This is a genomic window from Sphingobium jiangsuense (genome assembly GCF_014196495.1).
Lineage (GTDB): Bacteria > Pseudomonadota > Alphaproteobacteria > Sphingomonadales > Sphingomonadaceae > Sphingobium > Sphingobium jiangsuense.
On the sequence record NZ_JACIDT010000011.1, the window covers coordinates 21,293 to 45,544 of the forward strand.

Annotated in this window: 26 protein-coding genes; 11 read left to right on the forward strand and 15 right to left on the reverse strand. The window is 66.4% G+C overall.

Features of this window, described 5'->3' with window-relative positions:
• The first annotated feature begins 16 nt into the window (after positions 1–16).
• Positions 17–2,776, forward strand: coding sequence for a TonB-dependent receptor (locus tag GGR43_RS14955; RefSeq protein WP_188072796.1), 2,760 nt, complete (start codon positions 17–19; stop codon positions 2,774–2,776).
• A 297-nt stretch (positions 2,777–3,073) separates the two neighbouring features.
• Here GGR43_RS14955 and GGR43_RS14960 read toward each other — a convergent pair whose 3' ends face one another.
• On the reverse strand, positions 3,074–3,763 hold the full coding sequence (locus GGR43_RS14960; RefSeq protein WP_188072797.1) for a YggS family pyridoxal phosphate-dependent enzyme: 690 nt from the start codon (positions 3,761–3,763) through the stop codon (positions 3,074–3,076).
• On the opposite strand from GGR43_RS14960, the gene GGR43_RS14965 reads away from it, so the two are divergent.
• Complete coding sequence (locus tag GGR43_RS14965) at positions 3,762–4,505, forward strand: thiamine phosphate synthase (RefSeq protein ID WP_343054497.1); 744 nt, start codon at positions 3,762–3,764, stop codon at positions 4,503–4,505. The genes GGR43_RS14960 and GGR43_RS14965 overlap by 2 nt on opposite strands.
• Before the next feature lie 82 nt (positions 4,506–4,587).
• Here GGR43_RS14965 and GGR43_RS14970 read toward each other — a convergent pair whose 3' ends face one another.
• The gene (locus tag GGR43_RS14970) at positions 4,588–5,310 is read right to left on the reverse strand and encodes a hypothetical protein (RefSeq protein WP_188072798.1); all 723 of its coding nucleotides are present in this window, start codon (positions 5,308–5,310) and stop codon (positions 4,588–4,590) included.
• Positions 5,311–5,615: 305 nt separating this feature from the next.
• On the opposite strand from GGR43_RS14970, the gene GGR43_RS14975 reads away from it, so the two are divergent.
• The 6 genes from GGR43_RS14975 (at position 5,616) to GGR43_RS15000 (ending at position 12,943) form a co-directional block, all read left to right on the forward strand.
• Positions 5,616–6,065: a DUF3576 domain-containing protein gene (locus GGR43_RS14975; RefSeq protein ID WP_188072799.1), complete on the forward strand. Its 450-nt coding sequence runs from the start codon at positions 5,616–5,618 to the stop codon at positions 6,063–6,065.
• 71 nt (positions 6,066–6,136) lie between these two features.
• Positions 6,137–8,659, forward strand: a complete 2,523-nt coding sequence (leuS, locus tag GGR43_RS14980; RefSeq protein WP_188072800.1) for a leucine--tRNA ligase — start codon at positions 6,137–6,139, stop codon at positions 8,657–8,659.
• On the forward strand, positions 8,656–9,201 hold the full coding sequence (gene lptE / locus GGR43_RS14985; protein WP_188072801.1) for an LPS assembly lipoprotein LptE: 546 nt from the start codon (positions 8,656–8,658) through the stop codon (positions 9,199–9,201). Before leuS ends, lptE begins: the two co-directional genes overlap by 4 nt.
• 9 nt (positions 9,202–9,210) lie before the next feature.
• Positions 9,211–10,239: a DNA polymerase III subunit delta gene (holA, locus tag GGR43_RS14990; protein WP_188072802.1), complete on the forward strand. Its 1,029-nt coding sequence runs from the start codon at positions 9,211–9,213 to the stop codon at positions 10,237–10,239.
• 46 nt (positions 10,240–10,285) lie between these two features.
• Positions 10,286–10,681, forward strand: a complete 396-nt coding sequence (msrB, locus tag GGR43_RS14995) for a peptide-methionine (R)-S-oxide reductase MsrB (RefSeq protein WP_188072803.1) — start codon at positions 10,286–10,288, stop codon at positions 10,679–10,681.
• A gap of 141 nt (positions 10,682–10,822) precedes the next feature.
• On the forward strand, positions 10,823–12,943 hold the full coding sequence (locus tag GGR43_RS15000; RefSeq protein WP_188072804.1) for a transglycosylase domain-containing protein: 2,121 nt from the start codon (positions 10,823–10,825) through the stop codon (positions 12,941–12,943).
• Here GGR43_RS15000 and GGR43_RS15005 read toward each other — a convergent pair.
• From GGR43_RS15005 to GGR43_RS15015, 3 genes are read right to left on the reverse strand one after another with little or no spacing between them, the layout of a single operon-like run.
• On the reverse strand, positions 12,933–13,643 hold the full coding sequence (locus GGR43_RS15005) for a M48 family metallopeptidase (protein WP_188072805.1): 711 nt from the start codon (positions 13,641–13,643) through the stop codon (positions 12,933–12,935). The two genes, GGR43_RS15000 and GGR43_RS15005, sit on opposite strands and share 11 nt — an antisense overlap.
• Positions 13,624–14,055, reverse strand: a complete 432-nt coding sequence (locus GGR43_RS15010) for a YcgN family cysteine cluster protein (RefSeq protein WP_188072920.1) — start codon at positions 14,053–14,055, stop codon at positions 13,624–13,626. The genes GGR43_RS15005 and GGR43_RS15010 overlap by 20 nt, the downstream gene beginning before the upstream one ends.
• A 26-nt stretch (positions 14,056–14,081) precedes the next feature.
• The gene (locus GGR43_RS15015; RefSeq protein WP_188072806.1) at positions 14,082–14,717 is read right to left on the reverse strand and encodes an SCO family protein; all 636 of its coding nucleotides are present in this window, start codon (positions 14,715–14,717) and stop codon (positions 14,082–14,084) included.
• A 119-nt stretch (positions 14,718–14,836) separates the two neighbouring features.
• Here GGR43_RS15015 and GGR43_RS15020 point away from each other — a divergent pair, with 119 nt between their 5' ends.
• Positions 14,837–15,454: an ankyrin repeat domain-containing protein gene (locus GGR43_RS15020; RefSeq protein ID WP_188072807.1), complete on the forward strand. Its 618-nt coding sequence runs from the start codon at positions 14,837–14,839 to the stop codon at positions 15,452–15,454.
• 249 nt (positions 15,455–15,703) lie between these two features.
• Here GGR43_RS15020 and GGR43_RS15025 read toward each other — a convergent pair whose 3' ends face one another.
• The 10 genes from GGR43_RS15025 to GGR43_RS15070 all read right to left on the reverse strand — a co-directional run bounded on the left by GGR43_RS15025 (position 15,704) and on the right by GGR43_RS15070 (position 22,382).
• Positions 15,704–16,414 (reverse strand): cell wall hydrolase, encoded by a 711-nt coding sequence (locus GGR43_RS15025; RefSeq protein ID WP_188072808.1) that lies wholly within the window; start codon positions 16,412–16,414, stop codon positions 15,704–15,706.
• A 179-nt stretch (positions 16,415–16,593) separates the two neighbouring features.
• Complete coding sequence (locus GGR43_RS15030; protein WP_284277154.1) at positions 16,594–16,935, reverse strand: DUF1491 family protein; 342 nt, start codon at positions 16,933–16,935, stop codon at positions 16,594–16,596.
• 25 nt (positions 16,936–16,960) lie between these two features.
• Positions 16,961–17,458 (reverse strand): PaaI family thioesterase, encoded by a 498-nt coding sequence (locus tag GGR43_RS15035; protein ID WP_188072809.1) that lies wholly within the window; start codon positions 17,456–17,458, stop codon positions 16,961–16,963.
• A complete protein-coding gene (locus GGR43_RS15040; RefSeq protein WP_188072810.1) occupies positions 17,445–17,912 on the reverse strand; it encodes a PTS sugar transporter subunit IIA in 468 nt (155 codons plus the stop codon). Before GGR43_RS15040 ends, GGR43_RS15035 begins: the two co-directional genes overlap by 14 nt.
• A 166-nt stretch (positions 17,913–18,078) precedes the next feature.
• Complete coding sequence (hpf, locus tag GGR43_RS15045; RefSeq protein WP_188072811.1) at positions 18,079–18,660, reverse strand: ribosome hibernation-promoting factor, HPF/YfiA family; 582 nt, start codon at positions 18,658–18,660, stop codon at positions 18,079–18,081.
• A 61-nt stretch (positions 18,661–18,721) separates the two neighbouring features.
• Positions 18,722–19,441 carry a DNA polymerase III subunit epsilon gene (dnaQ, locus tag GGR43_RS15050; RefSeq protein WP_188072812.1) on the reverse strand — a complete coding sequence of 240 codons (720 nt, stop codon included), beginning with the start codon at positions 19,439–19,441 and terminating at the stop codon, positions 18,722–18,724.
• Positions 19,442–19,467: 26 nt separating this feature from the next.
• Positions 19,468–20,064 (reverse strand): dephospho-CoA kinase, encoded by a 597-nt coding sequence (gene coaE, locus GGR43_RS15055; RefSeq protein ID WP_188072813.1) that lies wholly within the window; start codon positions 20,062–20,064, stop codon positions 19,468–19,470.
• A 16-nt stretch (positions 20,065–20,080) separates the two neighbouring features.
• Entirely contained in the window at positions 20,081–20,941 is an 861-nt protein-coding gene (aroE, locus tag GGR43_RS15060; protein ID WP_188072814.1) for a shikimate dehydrogenase, read from the reverse strand.
• Positions 20,938–21,546 carry a Maf family protein gene (locus tag GGR43_RS15065; RefSeq protein ID WP_188072815.1) on the reverse strand — a complete coding sequence of 203 codons (609 nt, stop codon included), beginning with the start codon at positions 21,544–21,546 and terminating at the stop codon, positions 20,938–20,940. Before GGR43_RS15065 ends, aroE begins: the two co-directional genes overlap by 4 nt.
• Entirely contained in the window at positions 21,543–22,382 is an 840-nt protein-coding gene (locus tag GGR43_RS15070; protein WP_188072816.1) for a pyruvate, water dikinase regulatory protein, read from the reverse strand. Before GGR43_RS15070 ends, GGR43_RS15065 begins: the two co-directional genes overlap by 4 nt.
• Positions 22,383–22,672: 290 nt before the next feature.
• Between GGR43_RS15070 and hemE the strand changes: the two genes are divergently transcribed.
• Together hemE and GGR43_RS15080 are read left to right on the forward strand one after the other, a co-directional pair.
• Positions 22,673–23,722, forward strand: a complete 1,050-nt coding sequence (gene hemE, locus GGR43_RS15075) for a uroporphyrinogen decarboxylase (RefSeq protein WP_188072817.1) — start codon at positions 22,673–22,675, stop codon at positions 23,720–23,722.
• Positions 23,719–24,162 carry a CopD family protein gene (locus GGR43_RS15080; RefSeq protein WP_188072818.1) on the forward strand — a complete coding sequence of 148 codons (444 nt, stop codon included), beginning with the start codon at positions 23,719–23,721 and terminating at the stop codon, positions 24,160–24,162. Before hemE ends, GGR43_RS15080 begins: the two co-directional genes overlap by 4 nt.
• Positions 24,163–24,252 lie beyond the last annotated feature (90 nt).

Consider the following 24,252-nt stretch of genomic DNA (forward strand, 5'->3'; position numbering starts at 1 on the left):
AGGAGAAGGATGCACTATGAAAAGGGGCAATCTGCTTTGGGAAGGCGTGGCCGTTCTGGCGCTGGCTATTCCCATGTCCATCCAGGCGCAAACCACCCCCGCCGGGGAAAATGCACAGGCGGCGGCGGACGAGAACGACCCGATGGTCATCATCGTCACCGCCACCCAGCGCGCCAGCCCGCTGTCGAGCGTGCCGGTCGCCGTGTCGGCGGTATCGGCCGCCAGCCTTCAGAACAGCGGCGCCAATGACATCAGGCAACTCAACCAGCTCGCGCCGTCGCTGCTCGTTTCGTCGAGCGGCAGCGAGGCGAACGGCGCCGCCCGCATTCGCGGCGTCGGCACGGTGGGCGACAATCCCGGCCTCGAAAGCTCGGTCGCGGTGTTCATCGACGGCGTCTACCGCTCCCGCACCGGCGCGGGGCTGACCGATCTGGGCGAGATCGAGCGGGTCGAGGTGCTGCGCGGGCCGCAGGGCACGCTGTTCGGCCGCAACGCGTCGGCGGGCCTCATCAACATCGTCACCCAGTCGCCCGAATTCACCTTCGGCGCGAAGGGCGAAGTCACCTACGGCAACTATGATTTCTGGCGCCTGTCGGGCAGCGTCACCGGCCCGCTGAGCGAAACGGTCGCACTGCGGCTCGACGGCGTCTGGTCGCAACGCGACGGCTTCATGAAGCTGGTCGACCGCACCGGGGCGAAGGTCGGGGAAACCAACGATCGCGACCGTTGGTTCCTGCGCGGGCAGGCGCTGCTGGAGCCGAACGACTCGCTCTCCATCCGGTTGATCGGCGATTATACCCGCCGCGACGAAAGCTGCTGCGGCGCGGTCTATATCTCGACGCGCGAGGTCGTCGACCCGACGCCGGGTGTGCCGGGCGACTATGCCGAAAACGGCACCAGCCGCATCGCCACCATATTGGGCACGATCAGCGGCCAGCCGATCACCGTCGATCCCTACAGCCGCCGCACCAGCATCACGCCGGGCCGCGATTATGTCAGCAAGCTGCGCGACTGGGGCGTTTCGGGCCAGATCGAATATGATTTCGGCGGGGCGAAGCTGACCAGCATTACCGCCTATCGCGACTATAAGTCGCGCGACTATGGCGATTACGACTATAACGCCGCCGACATCCTCTATCGCGACCCCAACACCTATCGCCAGTTCAAGACCTTCACGCAGGAGCTGCGCTTGCAGGGCGCGGCGTTCGACGACAGGCTCGACTGGCTGGTCGGCGGCTATTATTCGAACGAGAAGCTGACGCTGGTCGACAATATCCGCTTCGGCAATGATTACGGACTGTTCGCGGCCTGCCGCATTCTCGCGACCTCGCCGCAGGTGGCGGCGGCGCTGCCGTGCAACAACCGCGCGGCGATGAGCGCCTTCGTGATCGATCCGCAGGTGACCAACCCGATCCTGAACAGCGCGATGAAGACGCTGCTCAATATCGGTGCAAATGGCACCACGGCGGGCGATCAGGACGCGCGGTACCGGCAGAAGAGCGAGAGCTTCGCCGCCTTCACGCATAATATAGTGCACATTACAGATAAGCTCGATCTGACGCTGGGCCTGCGCTATACCCATGAAAAGAAGAGCCTGCGCGCGAGCTTCGTCAACGACAATGCGGCCTGCGCCGCGCTGCAGGCGCGCAATCCGGGGGCGGTCGACGATCTGGTCGATCTCGCGCTCGGCTCGTTCGGCACGGGCACCGCGCTGGCGCAGGGCATATTGTCGCTAGGCTGCCTCGGCAACAGCAGCACCGGCCTCAACGCGTTGCAGCTCTCCGACAGCTTCAGCGACGACGAACTGTCCGGCACCGCGGTCCTCTCCTACAAGCCGACGCCGGAAACGCTGGTCTATGCCAGCTATTCGCGCGGCTACAAGGCGGGCGGATACAATCTCGACCGGTTCGAGCTGGGCAATACCGGCCTGTCGGCCCTGACCTCGTCCCCGGCCACCTATTTCTTCCCGCGCAGCGCCGCCGACGCGCCGTCGCTGCGGTTCGCGGCGGAGAAGGTGGATGCGTTCGAGATCGGCCTCAAATACGCCACCCGCCGGTTCAGTGCCAATATCGCCGCGTTCCGGCAGGAATTCAGCGATTTCCAGCTGAACACCTTCAACGGCACCAGCTTCGTCGTGCAGAACATCAACGGCTGCGACGAGGCGCTGACGGCGGGCCGGACCTGCGACGACGTGACCGCGGGCCTCATCAGCCAGGGCATCGAGGTGGAACTGAGCGCCTCGCCCATTTCCTATGTGCGGGTGGGCGCGGGCATGACCTATGCGCGGGCGAAGTTCCGCAGCCGACTGGTGGGCAGCGGCGACGGCAACACGCCGCTCGACACCGCGCTGTTCCTGCTGCCCGGCAGCATCAACAGCAATGCGCCCGAATATGTGGCGACGGTCAGCTTCGCCTGGACCCCGCCGCTGGGGTCGAGCGGCCTTTCCGGCCTCGTCTATTTCGACGGGCGCATGACCGGCGACTACAACACCGGGTCCGACCTGTTCCCGGAGAAGATCCAGGACGGCTACAGCATCTGGAACGCCCGCGTCGGCGTGCGCGGCCCGGACGAGCGCTGGGCGGTGGAGTTCTGGGGCCAGAACGTCTTCAACACCAAATATACGCAGGTGGCGTTCAACACCCCGCTGCAAGGCGCGGGCTCGGTGGCGCAGGTGCAGGCGATCGGAGCGCCGAGCTTCGCGGCGGGAACCCAGCTTTTCTCCGCCTATCTGGCCGAACCGCGTACCTATGGCATCACGCTGCGCGGCAAGTTCTGAAGCGTAAACTACAGAATATGAGGCGCCCCTGCATGATCGGGGGCGCCTTTTTCTTTTGGGATGATTCCCGTTCTGCGGATGGATCGCATTTGGTTCGCGCGAAGGCGCGGAGGCGCGGAGATATTGGCGCCCAGCCGAAAAGAAACACCCTGCTCTCTCTTGGCCAAGCCCATGCAAGGTACGCAGAGCCTGAGGCTCAGTCCTTCTCCTCCGCGCCTCCGCGTCTCCGCGTGAAAATTTTCGACCAATATGGGAGGCGCTCCACCCGCCCCGCTTACCCGAGGCAACCTTTATTTATCAGGCGCTATAATTCCGCGCACCGAACAGCGCGGTGCCGACGCGCACATGGGTCGCGCCCAGCATGATCGCCGTTTCATAGTCGCCGGACATGCCCATGGAGAGGCCGGAAAGCCCCTCGTCCCGCGCCATCTTGGCGAGCAGCGCGAAATAGGGCGCGGCCTCGACATCGGCGGGCGGCACGCACATCAGGCCGAGAACCGGGATATCGGCATCCCGCGCGGCGGCGAGCAGCGCGGGGACATCGGCGATGGCGCAGCCGCCCTTTTGCGGCTCCTCGCCGATATTCACCTGCACGAAGCAGGGGATGCGCCGCCCCGCCGCATCCATCGCGTGCGCCAGCGCCTTGAGCAGCGACGGACGGTCGAGCGAATGGATGCAATCGAACAGCGCGACGGCATCGGCCGCCTTGTTGCTCTGCAACTGGCCGACGCCGTGCAACACGATATCGGGATGCTCCGCCTTGAGCGCGGGCCATTTGGATTGCGCTTCCTGCACGCGGTTTTCCCCGAATTCGCGATGCCCTGTCGCCAGCAGCGGGCGGATCGCCTCGACCGGCTGGGTTTTGGAAACCGCGACCAGATGCACGTCCGCAGGCGAACGCCCCGCGATCCGCGCGGCACGGGCGATGGCGGCATGCACTTCCTCCAGCGGCGTGGAGGGGGCGGTATCGGGGCTGGCACTCGTCATGGAGGACGCTATAGAAAAGCCGATGGCCCGGTTCCACCGAAAAGACAGGCTTTCCCGAACCGGGCGCCCCCTGCCCCGTCTGTGGCTGTTCACCGACGAGCGGGTGGACGAGGACGCGCTGTTCGACGCGCTCGCGCGATTACCCGGAGGCAGCGGCGTCGTCTTCCGCCATTATCGCCTGCCTTCCGACCGTCGCCGGGCGCTGCTGCGCCGGATCGGCAACGTGGCGCGGCGGCGCGGCCTGCTGCTGTTCGACGCGGGAAGCGACGGGGAGCGATCCCCGCTGCAATTGGATGGCGTGCACCGGCCCGGCTGGGCGGGGGCGGGGGGAAGCCGGACGCTCCGCCGTGCGGGCCTGCTGTTGTCGATGCCCGCCCATGACCGGCGCGATCTGGTCGCCGCGCGGCGGGCCGGGGCCGATATCGTCTTTCTCTCCCCGGTTTTCTCGACCCGCTCCCATCCCGGCGCCGCCGCACTCGGCCCGATCCGCTTCGGCCTGCTGACGCAGGGGGCCGGGTTGCCCGTCATCGCGCTGGGCGGAATGGACGCCGCGCGCTTTCGGCGGGTGCGGCCGTTCGGCGCCCATGGCTGGGCTGCTATCGATGCGCTGAGCAAAGGCGGGGCCACACGATCCAAAAGGCGTGACCCCAATACCGAAGAAGGGCTGGGCTTCGACAGGCCCAGCCCGAACGGAAATCAGGTTCGGCACAAACGGGGGTTCAGCCTGAACGGAGGCGGATGAAGCTGGCGAGCCTGCTCCAGCCTGCCACTGCGACTCAGGACCGGCAGGCGTGGCCGTCAGGCTCCGAAGCCAGCCATCAAAATCAGAATTTGAAGATCGTGCCGATATAGACGGCCTGGTTGTCCTGCCGCTGATCGGTGATCGGACCGAGGCGATTGTCCGGCCCGCCATAGCGGACGCCCGCCGTCACGTTGAGGTTGCGCGTCAGCGAATAGCTGCTGCCCAGATCGACGCTGTACGGCAGTTCCGGCGCAAGCGTCGGCGTCACGCCGGTATCGCGGCGCGCCTCAAGCTGCACATTCGCCTTCAGGCGCGAACCGCCCTTGCTCTCCAGCGAGAAATTATGCGCGCCACCGGCCAGCTCGGTCGAAACCGGGTCGAGCGGCTTGCGCCCGACCGCTTCGGGCAGCGCAAACTTGCGCCAGCCGCGCGAGGCGTCGAGGTTGAAGGCCAGCGGTTCGATATTGAGCGGCGACGCGCCCCGCTCGGCGGCGCGCACCATCGCGCTGTCGGCGCGCACCAGCACGGTGATCGAGCGGCGGCCGCTCATCGATCCGCTGGTCGGGGTAAACCGGAAATTGCGCGCATTGCGGCTGAGGCTGGCCTTCGCATAGGCCGAGGACAGCTTTTCGTCGCGAATGGTGGGTGTGAAGGAGGTGATGCTGCCCAGTTCGTTGAGCGATACGGGGGCGATGGCGGCCTGTTTCAGCAGGTCGCTCGCGGCGCCGATCGCAGGCGCGGCGACAAGTGCGGAAACACTGCCCGCCAGCGCGATCGCTGTGATATACCCCCTTAGCCCAACCATGACTCCAGCCCGACTCTTCGCAAGTCCATTTATATGTCTGACATGAGGATAGGCGAACGGCTCGCAAAAGACCAGAACCGGACTCGGTTATTTTTTCCCTTGTTGCGAAAAACACACAGCCCGCCCGCCGATGCACGGCGAATCGCGCGCTCGCATCTGGCTCGCATCCGCGCGCGATACTTGCGCGACGGGCGGCTCCATGCCATCAGGCAGGCTTGCCGATCGGGCCAGTGCGGCTATAGATGCGGCAAGCGATCATCAAGGGATCGGGCGTCCCCCGTTCCGCCAGTTGAAGAAAGTGCCCCATGACCGTGCGGTTATCGTCCAGCCTTCTCACCCGACTCTGCGTGCTTGCCCTGGTGGGCGCGCTCGCCGCCTGCGGCGGCAAGAGCAGGCCGAAGGCCGATCTCGCCGCCTCCAAGGTGACGACCATCGGCGTCAACAGCTATTTGTGGCGGGCGACGCTCGACACCCTGTCGTTCATGCCGCTGGTGCAGACCGATTCCAACGGCGGGGTCATCGTCACCGACTGGTATGCCAACCCGTCCGCGCCCAATGAGCGGATGAAGCTGACCGTGTCGATCCTGGATCAGGATCTGCGCGCCGACGCGCTGCGCGTCGCCGCCAGCCGCCAGGTGCTGCAGAACGGCCAGTGGGTCGACGCGCCGGTCAAGGCCGCCACCGTGCAGAAGCTGGAGGAGATCATCCTCACCCGCGCGCGCAGCCTGCGCCACATGGCGCTCGGCCAGGGCTGATCGCCCGTCCTGATTTTCGATTGAACAGGTCGGGGCCGCCCTTGGCGCAGCCCCGTCAGGGAGCTGTAGACATGCAAAGGCGCTTCAATCCGCTGGAGGCGGATGCCAAATGGCAGCGCATCTGGGACGAGAAGCAGAGCTTCCGCGCGGACGATGCCTCGACCAAGCCCCGGTCCTATGTGCTGGAGATGTTCCCCTATCCGTCCGGGCGCATCCATATCGGCCATGTGCGCAACTATACGATGGGCGACGTGCTGGCGCGCTATCGCCGGATGATCGGCCATGAGGTGCTGCACCCGATGGGCTGGGACGCGTTCGGCATGCCCGCCGAAAACGCGGCGATGGAAAAGAAGGTGCACCCCGGCGACTGGACCCGCTCCAACATCGCCAACATGAAGGCGCAGTTGAAGAAGCTGGGCTTCGCACTGGACTGGAGCCGCGAGATCGCGACCTGCGAGCCGGACTATTACGGGCACGAACAGGCGCTGTTCCTCGACCTCTATGAGGCGGGCCTCGTCTATCGCAAGGAAAGCGCGGTCAACTGGGACCCGGTCGACATGACGGTGCTCGCCAATGAGCAGGTGATCGACGGGCGCGGCTGGCGCTCCGGCGCGCTGGTGGAAAAGCGCAAGCTCAACCAGTGGTTCCTGAAGATCACCCAGTTCGCCGACGATCTGCTGGAAGGGCTGAAGGGGCTGGACCAGTGGCCCGACAAGGTGAAGCTGATGCAGGAAAACTGGATCGGCAAGAGCCAGGGCCTGCAATTCCGCTTCCGGCTGGACGCCCCAGTGGGCGACATCACGGAACTGGAGGTGTTCTCCACCCGGCCCGACACGATCTTCGGCGCGAGCTTCGCCGCGATCGCCGCCGATCACCCGATCGCGCTGGCGCTGGCGGAAAAGGACGCGCAGCTCGCCGCCTTCGCCGAGGAATGCCGCCGCACCGGCACCGCCGCCGCCGAAGTGGAGACGCAGGAGAAGAAGGGCTACGACACCGGCCTCAGCGTGATCCACCCGTTCCTGCCGGATCGCAGGCTGCCGCTGTTCGTCGCCAATTTCGTGCTGATGGAATACGGCACCGGCGCGGTGATGGCAGTGCCCGCGCACGACCAGCGCGACCTCGATTTCGCGCGCAAGTACATGCTGCCCACGCCGCGCGTGGTGGCCGCGCCCGGCGATGAGGACAAGCCGATCGGCGAGGAAGCCTATACCGGGCCGGGCAGGCTCATCAACAGCGGCTTCATCGACGGCATGGACGTGGAAGCCGCCAAGGCCGCCGTCATCGCCCGCGCCGAAGCCGAAGGCTGGGGGCTGGGGACGACGATCTGGCGCCTGCGCGACTGGGGCGTGTCGCGCCAGCGTTATTGGGGCACGCCGATCCCGTTCATCCATTGCGACGGCTGCGGCGTGGTGCCGGTGCCCAAGGACCAGCTGCCGGTGAAGCTGCCGGAGGATGTGAGCTTCGACATACCCGGCAACCCGCTGGAGCGCCACCCGACCTGGCGGCATGTCGACTGCCCGCAATGCGGCCAGCCGGCGCGGCGGGAAACGGACACGCTCGACACCTTCGTCGATTCGAGCTGGTATTTCATCCGCTTCGCCAGCCAGCCCGACGACAGGCCGTTCGACAAGGCGGAGGCGGAGCGCTGGCTGCCGGTCGGGCAATATATCGGCGGCGTCGAGCATGCGATCCTGCACCTGCTCTATGCGCGCTTCTGGACGCGGGCGCTCAGCCATATCGGCCTCATTGACGTGAAGGAGCCGTTTGCGGGCCTGTTCACGCAGGGCATGGTCACGCACGAAACCTACAAGGCGCCCGACGGCCGCTGGCTCGCCCCGCAGGAGATCGAGAAGCGCGGCGATGTTTTTGTAGTGAGCGATACAGGCGAGCCGGTGACGCTCGGCCGTGTCGAGAAGATGTCGAAATCGAAGAAGAATGTCGTCGATCCCGACGACATCATCGATCAATATGGCGCCGACGCGGTGCGCTGGTTCATGCTCAGCGACAGCCCGCCGGAGCGCGACCTGCCATGGACGGCGAGCGGCATCGAAGGGTCGTGGCGCTTCGTCAATCGCCTCTGGAGGCTGTTCGGCGAGGCGGGCGAGCGGGGCGAGGACGGTTCCGACAAGGCGCTCGACCGCAAGCTGCACCAGACCATCGACGGCATCGCCAAGGATATCGAGGCGCTGTCCTTCAACAAGGCGGTGGCGAAGATCTACGAGCTGGCCAATGTGATCGAGAAGGCCGCGCCTTCGGCCAGCCGCGCGGAGGCGATCCGCGCGCTCGCGCTGCTGGTCGCGCCGATGGTGCCGCATCTGGCCGAGGAGGCATGGGCGGACATGGGCGGCGAGGGGCTGATCGCCGACGCCGCCTGGCCGCCGGTCGACCCGGCGCTGCTGGTCGATGACGAGGTGACTATCGCCGTGCAGGTGATGGGCAAGCTGCGCGACACCATCACCGTCGCCAAGGGCCTGCCCAAGGCGGAGGTGGAGGCGCTGGCGCTCGCCGCGCCCAATGTCGCGCGCACGCTGGATGGGGCGGTGCCGAAGAAAATCATTGTGGTTCCCGACCGTCTGGTCAATCTGGTGGTATGACTCGCCTGATCGCCCGCACCGTTCCGCACCGGGCCGCGCTGCTGTTGCTGGCCCTGACGCCGCTGCTGGCGGGCTGCGGGCTGCGGCCGCTCTATGCGGGCGGCACCAGCGGCGCGGTCGCGCGCACGCTCGGCAGCGTCGAGATCGCGCCGATCGAGGGGAAGGGCGGCTGGCTGGTCCGCAATGCGCTGCATGACCGGCTGGCGGCGATTTCCGGCGGCAACGGCCCGCATTACCGGCTGGTGGTGAAGCTGGACGACGAGATCATGGGCATCGGCGTCCGCCCCGACGATGCGGTGACGCGCGAGCGCAGGACGCTGCGCGCCCGCTATCAGCTGTTCGACGTGGCGACCGGGGCGGTGGTGATGGACGCGACCGCCGGGTCCGATGTCGGCATCGACGTCGCCAGCAGCGAATATGCGACCATCGCGGCGGAAGACACCGCGCTCGAACGCCTGTCGCAGATCGTCGCGGACCAGATCATCACCCATATGGCGCGGAAGGTCACGGCCGATCCCGCCGTCGCTTCCGGCACCCGCTAGGCCCGCGCCATGAAGGCGGCGAGGCTTCCCCAGATGGAAAAGGCGATGGACGCACCCTCGCCGGACGTCCGCCTCTTCCTGCTCTACGGCCCCGATGAGGCGGGCAGCATGGCGCTGGTCAAGCGGCTGGAACGCGCGATGGGCGATCAGGCGGAGCGGATCGACCTCGACGGCGCGACGCTGCGCGGCGACCCGGCGCGGCTGGCCGACGAAGCCGCCTCGCTTTCGATGTTCGGCGACCGGCGGTGGATCAGGGTCAGCGGCGCGGGGGAAGAGAGCGTCGCCGCGGTGGAGGCGCTGCTGACCGCCCCGCAGGCAGGCAATCCCGTGGTAATTGTAGCAGGCGCTATAAAAGCGACGTCGAAGCTGGCGAAGCTGTGCCTCGATCATCCTGCCGCGCTGGCCTATGCCAGCTATGCCCCGGACGACAAGGATGCCGCGCAGATCGTCGCGGGACTCGCGCGGGAGCGGGGGTTGCGGCTGACGCCCGATCTCGTCCGCCGCATCGCCGAGGCAGCCGGAAACGACCGCGCGCTGATGGCGGGGGAGGTGGAGAAGCTGGCGCTCTATTGCGACGCCACGCCCGAACAGCCCGCCAACGCCAGCGCCGAGGCCTTCGATGCGCTGTCGGCCGAGGCGGTGGAGGCCGATGTCGGCCCACTGGTCAATGCGGTGTTCGGCGGCGATATCGACACGCTGCATCATGAACTGTCGATGATGGCGGCGAGCGGCACCGCGCTCGCTTCCGTCACCCGCCCGCTGATCGCCCGCGCGACGCTGATCGGCCAGATCCACGCGGAGGCGGAACGCAGCGGCCTCGACCGCGCGATCGAGGCGATGGGCAGGGCGATCTTCTGGAAGGACAAGCCGGCGGTCCAGCGGCAGGCCCGCGCCTGGCCGCTCGACAGCGTCGCCCGGCTGATGCACCGGCTGCTGGAAGCCGAGCGGGCGACGCGCGATTCCCGCGGCCCCGGCGATATCGCGGTGCGGCAGACACTGCTCGCCATCGCCCGGCAGGCGGCGCGGTCGCGGGGATGACCCGCGCCCTCTTGCATGAGCGGGGGCCACGCAACATATATCCGGCATGGCTGACAAACTGAACCTGAGCGACGCTGAATGGCGCGAGCGGCTGACGCCGGAGCAATTTCATGTCCTGCGCGAGGCGGGGACGGAGCGCGCCTTCACCGGCGCCTATGAAAAGCTGAAGGCCGACGGCGTCTATCTGTGCGCCGGATGCGGGGCGGAGCTGTTCGATTCCGCGCGCAAATATAATAGCGGGTCGGGCTGGCCCAGCTTCACCGATCCGGTCGCGCAGGAGGCGGTCGACGAGCATGTCGACACCAGCCACGGCATGCGCCGGGTCGAGGTGCGCTGCGCCCGCTGCGACGGGCATCTTGGCCATGTCTTTCCCGACGGCCCCGGCGAGAACGGCCTGCGCTATTGCATCAACAGCGCGTCGATGGAATTCAGGCCGCGCTGATCCGTTCAGCGGCGATTAAACCCCGGCATGGCTTTGGAGGAACGGCCCGCAAGAAAAGGCGGGGCGTGGGCCTGCGGCCTTGCGGCGGATATTCCGTCAGGCTAAGCCGCTGGAGAACCAAGAAGGCGGACTGAATACAGCATGGCACTGCCGCAAAAGGCGAAACTCTGGCTCGTGCGTTTCCTCAAGCTGGGCATATTCACCGCACTGGGCGGCCTGATCGCGCTGGTGGCGGCGGTTTTCGTCGCCATGCAGTCGCTGCCCAGCTTCGAAAGCCTCAAATCCTCGCCCAATGGACAGATGATCCGCGTGCACGCCGCCGACGGCTCGGTCATCGTCTCGCTGGGGCCGAGCTTCGGCCGCTGGCTGGCCCATGACCAGATTCCCGACGTGATGAAAAAGGCGATGGTGTCGGTGGAGGACAAGCGCTTCTACCACCATCCCGGCGTCGATCCGGTCGGCATGGCGCGCGCCGCGTGGTTCGCGGTCGAGCATCGCGGCACCGGCCGCCGCATGCAGGGCGCGTCGACGATCACCCAGCAGCTGACCCGCAACGTCTTCCTCAACAACAGCTATTCCTTTGGCCGCAAGGCTCGCGAAATGATCCTCGCGCTGGCGATGGAGCGGAAATTCTCCAAGCAGCAGATATTGGAGCTGTACCTCAACAAGGTCTATTTCGGCGGCGGCGCCTATGGCATCGATGCGGCCAGCCGCAAATTCTTCGGCCACCCGGCGACGAAGCTCAGCCTGCCGGAGGCGGCGATCATTGCCGGGCTGGTGAAGGCGCCGTCGAGCTACAGCCCCACCGCCGACGTGGAGGCCGCGCTGGGCCGCGCGGGCGTCGTGCTCGACGTGATGGCGGCCAATGGCGACATCACGCGGGCGGAGCGGGAGGCGGCCAATCTCGACAATGTGACGATGGCGCCGGAACCGCCGCAGAACAGCGTGCGCTATTTCACCGACTGGGCGCTGCCGCAGCTCGACACGCTGATCGACGAGCAGAACGAGCCGCTGGAGGTCTACACCACCATCGACCTCAACATGCAGAAGGCGGCGGCGGCGGCGCTGCGGGCCAATGCGCCGAAGGGCGCGCAGGCCGCACTCGTCTCGCTGGACCGCGACGGGGCGGTGCGCGCGATGGTAGGCGGCCTCGATTATGTAACGTCCAACTACAACCGCGCGACCACCGCGATGCGCCAGCCGGGCTCGGCGTTCAAGCTGTTCGTCTATCTCGCCGCGCTGGAGGGGGGTTATACGCCCGAAACCAAGGTGGTGGACGAGCCGGTCGACATTAACGGCTGGAGCCCGCGCAACAGCAGCGGCCGCTATTCGGGCGAGATCAACATCCGCACCGCCTTCGCCTATTCGATCAACACCGTTGCGGCGAAGATCGGGCAGGATGTGGGCTTCGGCACCATCGCCGACATGGCGCGGCGCTTCGGCATATCGACGCCGGTCAACACCCATCCGTCGATGGTGCTCGGCTCGTCCGACGTGCGGCTGATCGACATGACCCGCGCCTTCGCCTCGGTCGCGCGCAAGGGGGTGGCGGTGGCGCCCTATGGCATCACCAAGGTGACGACGGCGGACGGGCGCCTGCTCTACAGCCATGAGGACGACACCAGCCGCGTGCTGGTCGCGCCCTGGGTGGCGGCGGGGATCACCGACCTGCTGCAAACCGCCGTCAACACCGGCACCGGCCGCGCGGCGCAGATCGGCCGCCCGGTGGCGGGCAAGACCGGCACCACCAACAGCAACAAGGACGGCTGGTTCCTCGGCTTTTCGAGCGGCATCACCACCGGCGTGTGGATGGGCCGCGACGATGCGAAGCCGGTCGGCGGCCTGCAAGGCGGCCGCGCGCCCGCGCAGGCGTTCGCCAGCTATATGAAGGTCGCCGTCGCCCGCCGCCCGGCCGAGAAGTTCGAAACCGAGGTGACGCTGCCCGAATGGCAGCTGGAACCGGACAACGAGGCCTATTATGGCGACCCGGACGAGGGGCCGCTGGTCGACGAGGATGGCAACCCGATTCCCGGCGCCGCCCGCGACAGCCCCTATCCGACCACGCCCGACGAGAGCGACGGGACACCCCCGGCCGAACCGCCGCCGCCCGGTGGCAGGCTCGACCAGCAATGGATCGACAATGTGCTGGGGCGCGATCCCAATCGCACCGGCAATGGCGGAGGAGGGGGCGCGCGGCCCGCGGGCGGCAATGGCGGCCGCCCCGCCGAGCCGCCCACCACCGCCGTTCCCGTCAGGCCCTGACCCGGTGCAGCGCCGCGCCATGGGCGCGAAGCCAGCGCCGGGCGGGGGCGGGATCGCTGCCCAATAGCCGCGCATGGGCCGCGTGGAAGGCGGGGCTGTGGTCCATGTGGAGAAGATGCGCGACCTCATGCGCGACCGTCGCCAGCCGCACCTCCGGCGGGGCGAGGATCAGCCGCCAGCTGTAGCGGATCGTCCCGTCCGTCGCGCAACTGCCCCAGCGGCTGCGCGGATCGCCGATCTTCACCGACGCGACGCGCAGCGCCTCGCGCGCGGCGATCACCAGCGTCTCGCGCGTCAGCACGTCGAGTGCATGGGCGCGCAGCCAGCGCAGCAGGCGCGGGCCGACCTGTTCCTCCGGCCCGCCCACGCGCAGCTCCCCGCCGTCGAGCCGGGGCGTGCGCGCAAAGGCCCGGTCCCAGCGGACGAGACGCTCCACCCCCTCGACCGGCACCAGCGCGCCCGGTTGCAGGAACAAAAGGTCGGGCGCCTTGCCGATCTGGCCGCGCACCCAGCCCTCCTGCGTCTGCGCCCAGCTGAGCGCAGCCTTCAGCCCGCCCCGCGCCGGAACCGACAGCAGCAAGCGGCCATGGGTGGGGTCATAGCGCAGGCGATAGCCGCGCGCCTGCGCATAGCGGCGGACCAGCACCGGCACCGGCGCGCCGTCCACGGTCAGAAAGGCTTCAGATTTCGCGCTCGACAAGATGTTCTTCCCAATCCAGCGACTCGTCCTCGTCCACCGTCCAGCCGCGCACCGATTCCCCGGCGCGATGCACCGCTTCCCGGTCGCCGCAGACCAGATAGTGCCAGGCGGGCAGGGGCCGCCCCTCGTTGCGCAGGCGATAGGCGCAGCTTTTCGGCAGCCATGGTATGTCGTCCAGCGTTTCCGGGGTCAGCCGCACGCAATCGGGCACATAGGCGTGGCGCGTTTCATACCGGGTGCAGCAGCCCTTGTCCTTGTCGAGCAGGCGGCAGCAGATATTGGTGAAATAGATGCGGCCGCTATCCTCGTCCTCCGCCTTGTGCAGACAGCATTTGCCGCAGCCGTCGCACAGCGCCTCCCATTCCTCCCCGCTCAGCGCGTCGAGCGGCAATTCCCAGAAATGCGGACGCAGCCCGGTCACTTTGCCCGGCCCTTCATCTATTTCACCCAGCGGTCCAGCACCCTGGTGATCTCGGCGGCGGTGCCTTCGTCCTTATTGGGCGTGGCCGGATCGTCGACCGGCACCAGAGCGATCGGCGCACCGTCGGGCCCGAACAGATAGGGGGTGCGGCTGTGGCTGACGAGATAGTCGGTCGAACCCTTGGGCGTATCCTTCATATAGACGACGACGAAGGATTTCGCGACGGCGGCGATCTCGTCGGGCGTGCCGGTCAGGCCGACGAGGCGCGGGTGAAAGGCCGATACATAATTTTTCAGCACCTCGGGCGTATCCCGTTCGGGGTCGAGCGTGATGAAGATCGGCTGCACTTTCGCCGCGCGGTCGGGCGCCTGTTTCTCGAACGCGGCATAGCCCTGCGCGATGCGCTGGAGATCGACGGGGCAGACGTCCGGGCAATAGCTGTAGCCGAAATAGACGAGGCGATAGCTGCCCTCGAAATCGCTCCAGCTGCGCTTGCGGCCATCCTGGTCGGTCAGCGTGAACGGGCCGCCGATCCGCGCCCCCGCAAGGCTGCCCTGCTCGATGGGGGAGAACGGACCGCCGCCCGAAGATCCGCACCCTGCCAGCGCCAGCGCGCCGCCGCCCAGCATCGCAAGAAGAAATGTCCTGACCATCGCCCTGCCATGCCGCGAAGCGCCGGCTTTGGCAATTGCTAATCCCCTGCAAATTCGCTTTGAAAACGGGCGGGGCAGCGCCATATTCGGCGCATCCTTTCCTGTTTCGGACCCGTATCATGAAATTGCGCGTTCTTTCCTCCGCTCTCGTCGCCCTCTCGCTCTGGCCCGCCGTCGCCATGGCCCAGTTTTCCGACAGCTACAACTTTCTGAAGGCGGTGCGGGACAAGGACGGCGCGAAAGTGACGGAGATCATCAGCAAGCCCGGCTCCACCATCATCAACACGCGCGACATATCGAACGGGCAGACCGCGCTGCATATCGTGGTGGAACGGCGCGACGCGGCCTGGCTCGGCTTCCTGCTCGGCAAGGGGGCCAACCCCAATATGACGGACGGGCAGGGCAGCACCCCGCTGATGGTGGCGACGCGGCTGCGCTTTCTGGAAGGGGCGCAGGTCCTGCTGGACAATGGCGCGCAGGTGGACAAGGCCAATGACAGCGGCGAGACGCCGTTGATCCGCGCGGTGCAGCTGCGCGACCTGCCGCTGATCCGCCTGCTGGTCAGCAAGGGCGCGAACCCCGACAAGGCCGACACGCTGGCCGGCATGACCGCCCGCGACTATGCGCGGCGCGACGGGCGCAGCCAGGCGATACTCGACATATTGGACAGCGGCAAACCGGCGGCGGGCAGCGCCGCCACCCGCAAGAGCGGGCCGGTGCAGGGGCCGATGTTCTGAAATATATTCGCTTGAGCGACTCACCCAGGAGGCGTATGCTGGTCTTGCATCCAGAGTTGAGTTGATCTCAGTATCGACGAAAACCCATTGGACGTAGCAACGCCGCCGCTCATTTTCAGGACAAGCTTCAGAGCAAAATCCTGATAAATCGAGCGGCGACGCCATTTTTGCGGCAGCTTGTGCCGTCTTTTCCCAAATCTCTCGGTATCTCGGCGCGGCCGGAGGCAGGGTTTCCCCGCCGTCCGTGCATCAGCGATAGAAGATGTGGTTGTCGATCACCGCGACACGGGCGCGGCGCCAGGAAGGGGAAACCCGGCGGGCATGGAAATAGAGCGCGCCTTCGGCCTTGCTGGCCCATGCATTTTCCTGGGCGATGCGGGCGATCGCGATCGCGGTCTTCCACGCCGGGCGGCTCGCATTGGGCGCGGGGATCACGCCGCCGCGAACGAAGCTGAACTGGCCGGGCTGGGCGACGACGTCGCACATATCCTCGCCGAAGCGATTCGATTCGGCGCGGTTGATGATGACCCGCGCGACCGCGAGCTGGCCTTCCAGGCTCTCGCTGCGCGATTCATAGAACACCGCCGTGGCGAGGCAGCGCGTCTCTTCATCGAGCGAGGCCGAGGTGTCGACTTCGCGAACCATCGCGGCGAGCGAGGAATAATTCTTGTCCGGCACGGCAATCATTTCGTCGGCGCGCGGCGCCGCGGATGCCATATCGCCGGCCTTGCGCGCGCCCTGCATCGTGCCGAGCGGCTGGACCACTTCCTTCCGGGGCGCGAAACGGATCTGACCGGACGCGGCGGTGGCAACGGAAGGACGGGACGTATCGATCATGACGGGCTGCGTGCCCGTGACGGAGGGGGCTTCATCGGCCCTCGAAACACCGCTGGCCACCGCCGCGGTGAAGGAACATAGCGTCAGCGCCGCGACGAACGCGGACTTCACCGGAAAACTCATACCAATCCAAAAACATGCGGTTGGTCGGCCCGAAACGTCGCATCCTTTATCTTTTGTTATAGGACGCCGCGCCGCCCCCCGTCTGCGTGTTTACCGCGTTCCGTCCCCCGTGAACGACAATCGGCAACCTGCGCATGGGTGCTAAAACTCGCGCCCTCATAAGGGGCGGGGCCGCTATGTCAATCGCCGGTCAAAATGGCGGCGGCGAGACGTTCCCCATTTGGGACGTCCAGTTCGATCACCCACAGGTCGGGGTCCGACCGGCGGCGACGCTCAATATATTGGGTTATCGCCTCTTCATCGCCCCAATGGGGCTGCGCCACGGGCAAGATATCATAGCCCCGCGAAAGGTCCGGCACGCGCTCGAAAAGGCGGGGCCGATGGTCGGAATCCGGGCAGGAAAGCAGGATCGCCCCGCTGATCGAATCGCCCCGGTGCAGCACTGCGGCAAAGCCGCCCTCGGCCTGCGTCCGGCGGATCAGCGCCTGCGCCAGCATCTGGCTGGTCAGCCGCGCGCTCACTACCCGCGCCCCGGCGGCAGGAGGCTCATCCCTTTTCCGGATTGTAGCCGGGCAGGCCGGACAGTTCGTGCTGCGAGCGCATGAAAGTGCCGGTGCCCCGGCCGATTTCCTCGCCGCTGCCGTCGACCAGACTCGCCTCCGCCACGAACACGCGGCGGTGCCCGCTGATCCAGCGGCCCATCGCCCGCACCTTGCCCGTCCGCAGCGGGCGGGTGAAGAGCAGGTTGAATGCGGTTGTCAGCAGGAAACGGTCGTTCACCAGGCTGTTGGCGGCATAGAAGGCCGCATCGTCCAGCATCTTGAAATAGACGGTGCCGTGGACCGCGCCCGCCGCATGATAGAGCGATTCGTCGACAGTAAAGTCGATCACCGCATGGCCGGCTTCGGCTATGCTGAGTCGGGAGGTGAACAGGCGGTTGATCGGCGCGGAGGCGTAAAGCCGCTCCAGCGCGCGGAAATGGGCCTGTTCCCCGCTGGGAACGGATGCGCCCCCGGCCGCACCTTCGGTATCAGGCGGCGTCACGGGCCTCTGCCCCGGCGAGCAGGGCCAGCAGCGCCTCGTCCGACCCGGCGCCCCGGATGCGCGTGGCGTTCTGCCCACTGCGCAGATGGCGGGACACGCGCGCCAGCGTCTTGAGATGCTCGGCGCCGCTGTCGACCGGGGACAGCAGGGAAAAGACGATGTCGACCGGCGCTTCGTCCACCGCCTCGAACGCCATCGGCGGGTCGAGCAGCAGGACGAGGCCGTGCACCTTTTCCAGCCCCTCTATCTTCGCGTGGGGAATGGCGATGCCGCCGCCGAAGCCGGTGGATCCCAGCCGTTCCCGCTCCATCAGCCGCTCATAGACGAGGTCGGGCGACAGGCCATAGGCCTGCGCCGCCATATCCGCGAGTTTCTGGAACAACTGCTTCTTGCTGTTTACCGAAAGCCTGCTGCAAACCGCCTTCGGCACCAGGAGATCATGAAAATCTGTCATCAAAATGCTCTGGCTGTGCGGCGGGTCGGCCCCGCTGCCCGGCACCGCTGCTCCCTTGTCACTACAGGCGCCGCATTGATCCTCAGGCCCGGCGCATAGTCGCAGCGGCGCGCAACGTCAACCGCAACGCTATGAGCGAAGGGCCCGAGGATGGCGAATATCGCTGTCAGCGCGGCTCTACCCAACCGATCGAGCCGTCCTGCCGCCGATAGACCATATTATAGGTCGAGGTGCCGGCATTGACGAACAGCAGCGCGTTGGTGTTGCGCAGGTCGAGCATCATCACCGCGTCGGAAACGCTGGCTTCCGGTATGTCCACGCGGGTTTCGGCGATGATGACGGGCGCCTCGGCCGGCTCCTCCTCCTCCGGCGTGGAGGCGAAGATGGTGTAGGCGGCGTTGTCGAGGCCGTTTTCCGGGTCGCGCGCGGCCTCGGCCGCGGCGGTCTGGAGCTGGCGGCTCTTCAGGCGGCGCATGTAGCGGCGCAGCTGCTTCTCGATCCGCCCGGCGGCGACGTCGAAGCAGACATGCGCGTCCTGCGCCTCGCCCGCGCCCTTGAGGATCAGCCCCGACATCACATGATAGACGATGTCGCAGTGAAAGGCGCCGTGCGGCGCGGGACGGAAGGTCACATTGGCGGAAAGGGTGCGGGAGAAATATTTATCGGCGATGGCATCCAATCGGGTCGTAACATGCTCCTTGAGCGCATCGCCAGTATCGACCTGATGACCGGAAATACGAATGTCCATCTGAAGTTTCTCCTTTGCTTCTTGCGAAACCGGCAGAGCCGGTTCCGATGTTCGGAACGGCTCAGGCCGTTTCCGCGACCGGGGTTTCGACACCCCAGAGCGGATTGGTCAGCGTTCGGATGAACGCCCTGTGCCGTTCCAATTCCTCCGGCGGGACGGCGAAATGCCGGGGTTCCCGCCTGATGCGCGGCGCTGTGGCGACCAGCGCCGCCGCCTCCACCGCCACGACCGGCCCTGTGGCGGGCAGGTCGGCCAGACCGAGGCCGATCTGCCGCCCGCCGGTCAGCTCGATATAGACCTGCGCCAGCAGTTCGGCGTCGAGCAGCGCGCCGTGCTTCACCCGGTGGCTGCGATCGATGCCATAGCGCGAGCAGAGCGCGTCGAGCGTATGCTTGGCGCCGGGATGGGCGGTGCGGGCCAGCGTCATCGTGTCGATCATCCGGTCGAGCGAGATCGCGGTGCGGCCGCAGCGGCCCAGTTCGTGATTGAGAAAGCCGAAATCGAACCGCGCATTATGCGCGACCAGCATGGAATCGCCCAGAAACTCCAGCAATTCCTCCACCTTGTCGACAAACAGCGGCTTGTCGGCGAGGAACCGCTCCGACAGGCCGTGGATCGCCTCGGCCGACGCGGGCATCGACCGTTGCGGGTTGAAATAGCAATGATAGGTCGCGCCCGTCGGAACGCGATTGACCATCTCAATGCAGCCGATTTCAACAAGCCGATCCCCCGTCTGGGGGTCGAAGCCGGTCGTTTCCGTGTCGAAGATAATCTCTCGCATCGACTCTAGTGACCCTCTGATTCCCACTATCGCCCCGCCTTGCGGAGAAGGCAAGCAAGCAACGCACGAACCTGGCCGCGCGTCCGATGAAATGTGGTGCCGGTGTGGATGATATGATCGGCCCTGCGCCGTTTCAATGCGTCGGGCATTTGCAGCGCGAGGATCGCGCGGAATTTCCCCTCCGTCATTCCCGGCCGGGCCAGCACCCGGCGGCGCTGTTTCCACGGCGGCGCGGTGACGACGATCACGCCGTCCAGCTGCCGTTCCGCGTGAGTCTCGTAGAGCAGCGGAATGTCGAGGATGACCAGCGGCCGCGCGGCGTGGCGGCGCAGGAATGTCCGCCGTTCCTGCTGCACCATCGGGTGGATGATCCCCTCCAGCATCTTGCGCGCGCGCGGATCGGCGAGGATGATCGCGGCGAGCTTCGCCCGGTCGAGGCCCTGCGGCCCGGTCGTGCCGGGGAAATGCGCCTCGATCGCCGGCAGCGCCCGCCCGCCGGGGCGTTGCAGCGCGTGCACTGTCGCATCGGCATCGAACACCGGCACGCCTTCGCGCACGAACATCGCGGCGACGGCGCTTTTTCCCATGCCGATGGAGCCGGTCAGGCCATATCGCTTCGCCATGCCGCCCCGCGCCCCGTCAGTCCGCCGCCACGAGCAGCGCCTTCAGCTCCGCATCATGTTCGCGCGGCGCGGGCGCATCGAAGAAGATATCAAACGCCAGCGCCGCCTGGCCGATCAGCATTTCCAACCCGTCTATCGTGCGCAGACCCCGCGCGCGCGCATCCAGCAGCAATTGCGTATCGAGCGGTACATAAACGATGTCGTAGACCACCGCATGGTCGGGCAGCGGCGCGAGGTCGAGGGTCAGCGGCGGCTTTCCGGCCATGCCGAGCGGGCTGCAATTGACCAGCAGGTCGACCGGCGGCACCGGATCGTCCATGCCGATGACGCGGCCTTTCACCCCGGCGCGGTCGAGCAGTTCCCGCCCCTTGGCCGCGTCGCGCGCCATGATGGTGATATCGTCCGTCCCCGTCTGCGTCAGCGCATAGAGGATCGCCCGCGCCGCGCCGCCCGCGCCGACGAGAAGTGCGCTGCGGCCCTTCCACCCCATCGCCTGCAACGGCGCCAGGAAGCCGCCTGCATCGGTGTTGGTGCCGATCAGCGGCCCGGCGGTCTCGCAGGCGATGGTGTTCATTGCTCCGATCAGCCGGCCGACCTCGCCGGGATCGCTCGCATAGTCCATCACCGCCACCTTGTGCGGTATGGTGACGTTGCAACCCAGCCAGTCGGGATCGGCGCGGCGCTTGAGGAAATAGGCGGAGAGTTCGTCGGGCCGCACATGGGTCTTGCGGTAATCGGCCTCTATCCCCAGCTTGCGCAGCCAGAAGCCGTGGATGAGCGGCGATTTGCTGTGGGCGATCGGGTCGCCGATCACCTCGGCATAAGGCAATGGGGCATAAGGCAGCGAGGCGTCGGAAGGGAGGTCTGCGTTCGTCATTGCGCCAAAACGCCGCGCGCGCGCAAAAAGTCAAGCAAGGCGAGCAAGGGCAGTCCCTGAATCGCGAAATGCGTGCCCCTTATGTCGCTGAACAGCTGCGCGCCCGCCCCCTCGATGCGATAGCAGCCGACGCACCAGCGCACCTGCTCCCACTCGGCATCGAGATAGGTTTCGATGAACGCATCGGAGAGCGGCCGCACCGTCATCCGCGCCTTTTCGATATGGCGCCAGACCGGCTGGCCGCCTTCGCAGATCACCGCCGCGCTGTGGAGGATATGGCTTCGCCCCGACAGGCGGCGCAGGATCGCGGCGGCGGCGGCCCGGTCGACCGCCTTGTCGATCATCGAGCCGTCGTCCAGCTCCAGCGTCTGGTCGCAGCCCAGCACCAGCCCGCCCGGCACGCGCGAGGAGAGGCGCAGCGCCTTGATCTCCGCCAGCGCGTCGGCGATGTGGCGCGCGTCGAGGCCGCGCGCGCGGAAATCCTCCTTGAACGCATCCTCGTCCACATTGGGCGACAGCGCCTCGAACGGGACGCCCGCAGCCTTGAGCATCGCCCGGCGGCTGGAGCTTTGCGAGGCGAGAAGAATGGGGTCGGGGCCGCTCATGCGCTCGCCTCGCTCCATTCCGACCGGCCCATCAACCGGTCGTTGAACAGGTTGATGATCGCCGCCGTCGCTTCCTCGATCGAACGGCGGGTGACGTCGATGGTCGGCCAGCCATTGTCGGCGATCATGCGCCGGGCGAAGGCGACCTCCTGCTGCACCCGCTCCAGGTCCACATAGGCGGTTTCCGGCGCCTGGTTGAGCGAGAGCAGGCGGTTGCGGCGGATCTGGATCAGCCGGTCCGGACTGATGGTGAGGCCGACGATCATCGGATGCTTCAGATGATAGAGGCTGGACGGCGGCGGGGATTCCGGCACGACCGGGACGTTCGCCGTCTTGTATCCGCGATTGGCGAGATAGATGGAGGTAGGCGTCTTGGACGTGCGCGACACGCCGACCAGGATGATGTCGGCTTCCTCCCAATTCTCCTCGCCGACGCCGTCGTCATGGGCGATGGTATATTGAATCGCCTCGATCCGCGCGAAATAGGCTTCGTCCAATATATGCTTGCGGCCCGGCCGGTTGCGGGTTTCCTGCCCCAATATGTTGGACATGGAATCAGTGACGCTGTCGAGCGGCGCGGCATGGGGCAGGCCCAGCGCCCGGCATTGATGTTCCAGCTTGCGCCGCAGCACCGGGTTGAACAGGGTGAAGAGCACGAGGCCCGGATTGCCCGAAATTTCCCGCAGGATGCGCTGGAGATGATCCTCCGACCGGACCATCGGCCAGAAATGGCGGATCGCCTCGACATCCTCGAACTGGGCGATCGCCGCCTTGACGATGCTTTCCAGCGTTTCGCCGGTGGAATCCGATATCAGATGGAGGTGGAGACGGTTCATGGGAGGACTGTGTTGGCGACCTGTGGATAAATCAAGGGACAGCTTCGGGGATAAACCGGCCGCCTGCTTCCATCCCCAATGCCAGACCTGTTATCCACAGTCGATCCAGAGGTGCGTAAAATTATCGACAGCCTGTGGAAAATGGGGACAAATCGCCTCACCCCCTCCATTTTGGGGGTCCGGGCAACCCTTATCCTGTTGGCAAAATCGGGGACAACGCATAAACCCCGGCTTCAACGAGACAACATATTCAACAATAGACTCTTAATAATCAGGATATTTGTAAAGCCATGTCCTCGGCGCCGGTCAAACCTCTCCTCGCCGTCCTTCGGGGCGAACGCCCTTCGCCCGCGCCGCGCTGGATGATGCGCCAGGCGGGGCGCTATCTGCCCGAATATCGCGCGCTCCGGGCCGACAAGGGCGGCTTTCTGGAACTGGTCTATGACAGCAGAGCGGCGGCCGACATCACGCTGCAACCGCTCGAACGCTTCGGCACCGGCGCGACCGGCCTGCACGGCGCGATCCTCTTTTCCGATATCCTGATCGTTCCCTATGCGATGGGCCAGAAGCTCTGGTTCGAGACGGGGGAGGGACCGCGCCTCGCCCCGCCGCTGGCGGAAAGCGATATCGGCGCGCTGGTGCCGGACTGGTCGCGCTACGAGCCGGTCTATGAAACGGTGCGGCAGGTGAAGGCGCGGCTGCGGCCGGAAACCACCTTCCTCGGCTTTGCAGGCAGCCCATGGACCATCGCCACCTATATGGTGGCCGGGCAGGGCAGCAAGGACCAGGCCCCCGCGCGCCGCCTCGCCTATGCCGATCCGGCACGCTTCCAGGCGATCATCGACGCGATCGTCGAGGCGACTCTGCCCTATCTCATCGGCCAGATCGACGCCGGGGTGGAGGCGGTGCAGCTGTTCGACAGCTGGGCCGGCAGCCTTTCGCCCCAACAGTTCGAACGCTGGGTGATCGCGCCCAACCGCGCGATCGTCGAGCGGCTGCGCGCGGCGAGGCCGGGCATTCCGATCATCGGCTTTCCCAAGGGGGCGGGGGCGAAGCTGGTCGACTATGCGCGGGAAACCGGGGTCGATGCGGTGGGCCTCGATGAAACGGTCGATCCGCGCTGGGCCGACGCCCATCTGCCCGCCGGCCTGCCGGTGCAGGGCAATCTCGATCCGCTGGCGCTGGTGGCCGGCGGGCAGGCGCTCGACGAGGCGATCGACCGCATCCTTGCCGCCTTCCCGACGCGGCCCCATATCTTCAACCTTGGCCACGGCATCGTGCCCGATACGCCGATCGCCCATGTGGAACAGATGCTCGGCAGGCTGGGAGGCGGGAAATGAGCTGGTTTCTCGGCGGCGCCTATCTGTGGGTGAAGGCCGCCCATATCATCTTCGCCATCTTCCTGATGGCCGGGCTGTTCATGATGCCGCGCTTCTTCGTCTATCATCAGGAAACACCGGTCGGGTCGGACGAGGACCGCAAATGGATAGAGCGGGAGGACAAGCTGCGGCGGATCATCCTCAACCCGTCGATCGTCATCCTGTGGATATTGGGGCTGATGCTGATGGTGAACATAGAGGCATGGACGATGCCCTGGTTCCACCTGAAGCTGCTGCTGGTGCTGGTGCTTTCCGGCTATCATGGCTGGATGGTCGGCTATGCGAAGAAGCTCGCGCGCGGGCAGCGCGCCCTTTCCGACAAGCAGTTGCGGATGATCAACGAAGTGCCGGGGATATTGGCCGCCGTCGTCGTCATATTGGCGGTCGTGAAACCCTTCTGACCGGGAAAGGGAACGGCCCCCGCGCAGTCGCTTGACTTGCCCGGCGGCTGGCTATAACGCGAATCCCGTCCTTATCGCCGCGCGGCCTCG

Excerpts from the sequence above, each read along its gene's own strand:
- GGR43_RS14955 (WP_188072796.1), top strand. The coding sequence starts at position 17 with ATGAAAAGGGGCAATCTGCTTTGGGAAGGCGTGGCCGTTCTGGCGCTG.
- GGR43_RS15025 (WP_188072808.1), bottom strand. The coding sequence starts at position 16,414 with ATGAGTTTTCCGGTGAAGTCCGCGTTCGTCGCGGCGCTGACGCTATGT.
- aroE (WP_188072814.1), bottom strand. The coding sequence starts at position 20,941 with ATGACGAACGCAGACCTCCCTTCCGACGCCTCGCTGCCTTATGCCCCA.
- GGR43_RS15015 (WP_188072806.1), bottom strand. The coding sequence starts at position 14,717 with ATGGTCAGGACATTTCTTCTTGCGATGCTGGGCGGCGGCGCGCTGGCG.
- GGR43_RS15070 (WP_188072816.1), bottom strand. The coding sequence starts at position 22,382 with ATGAACCGTCTCCACCTCCATCTGATATCGGATTCCACCGGCGAAACG.
- GGR43_RS15020 (WP_188072807.1), top strand. The coding sequence starts at position 14,837 with ATGAAATTGCGCGTTCTTTCCTCCGCTCTCGTCGCCCTCTCGCTCTGG.
- GGR43_RS15040 (WP_188072810.1), bottom strand. The coding sequence starts at position 17,912 with ATGACAGATTTTCATGATCTCCTGGTGCCGAAGGCGGTTTGCAGCAGG.
- GGR43_RS14965 (WP_343054497.1), top strand. The coding sequence starts at position 3,762 with ATGGAGGACGCTATAGAAAAGCCGATGGCCCGGTTCCACCGAAAAGAC.
- GGR43_RS14975 (WP_188072799.1), top strand. The coding sequence starts at position 5,616 with ATGACCGTGCGGTTATCGTCCAGCCTTCTCACCCGACTCTGCGTGCTT.
- dnaQ (WP_188072812.1), bottom strand. The coding sequence starts at position 19,441 with ATGCGAGAGATTATCTTCGACACGGAAACGACCGGCTTCGACCCCCAG.
- GGR43_RS14960 (WP_188072797.1), bottom strand. The coding sequence starts at position 3,763 with ATGACGAGTGCCAGCCCCGATACCGCCCCCTCCACGCCGCTGGAGGAA.
- GGR43_RS15000 (WP_188072804.1), top strand. The coding sequence starts at position 10,823 with ATGGCACTGCCGCAAAAGGCGAAACTCTGGCTCGTGCGTTTCCTCAAG.
- hemE (WP_188072817.1), top strand. The coding sequence starts at position 22,673 with ATGTCCTCGGCGCCGGTCAAACCTCTCCTCGCCGTCCTTCGGGGCGAA.
- hpf (WP_188072811.1), bottom strand. The coding sequence starts at position 18,660 with ATGGACATTCGTATTTCCGGTCATCAGGTCGATACTGGCGATGCGCTC.
- GGR43_RS14970 (WP_188072798.1), bottom strand. The coding sequence starts at position 5,310 with ATGGTTGGGCTAAGGGGGTATATCACAGCGATCGCGCTGGCGGGCAGT.
- leuS (WP_188072800.1), top strand. The coding sequence starts at position 6,137 with ATGCAAAGGCGCTTCAATCCGCTGGAGGCGGATGCCAAATGGCAGCGC.
- lptE (WP_188072801.1), top strand. The coding sequence starts at position 8,656 with ATGACTCGCCTGATCGCCCGCACCGTTCCGCACCGGGCCGCGCTGCTG.
- GGR43_RS15065 (WP_188072815.1), bottom strand. The coding sequence starts at position 21,546 with ATGAGCGGCCCCGACCCCATTCTTCTCGCCTCGCAAAGCTCCAGCCGC.
- coaE (WP_188072813.1), bottom strand. The coding sequence starts at position 20,064 with ATGGCGAAGCGATATGGCCTGACCGGCTCCATCGGCATGGGAAAAAGC.
- holA (WP_188072802.1), top strand. The coding sequence starts at position 9,211 with ATGAAGGCGGCGAGGCTTCCCCAGATGGAAAAGGCGATGGACGCACCC.
- msrB (WP_188072803.1), top strand. The coding sequence starts at position 10,286 with ATGGCTGACAAACTGAACCTGAGCGACGCTGAATGGCGCGAGCGGCTG.
- GGR43_RS15080 (WP_188072818.1), top strand. The coding sequence starts at position 23,719 with ATGAGCTGGTTTCTCGGCGGCGCCTATCTGTGGGTGAAGGCCGCCCAT.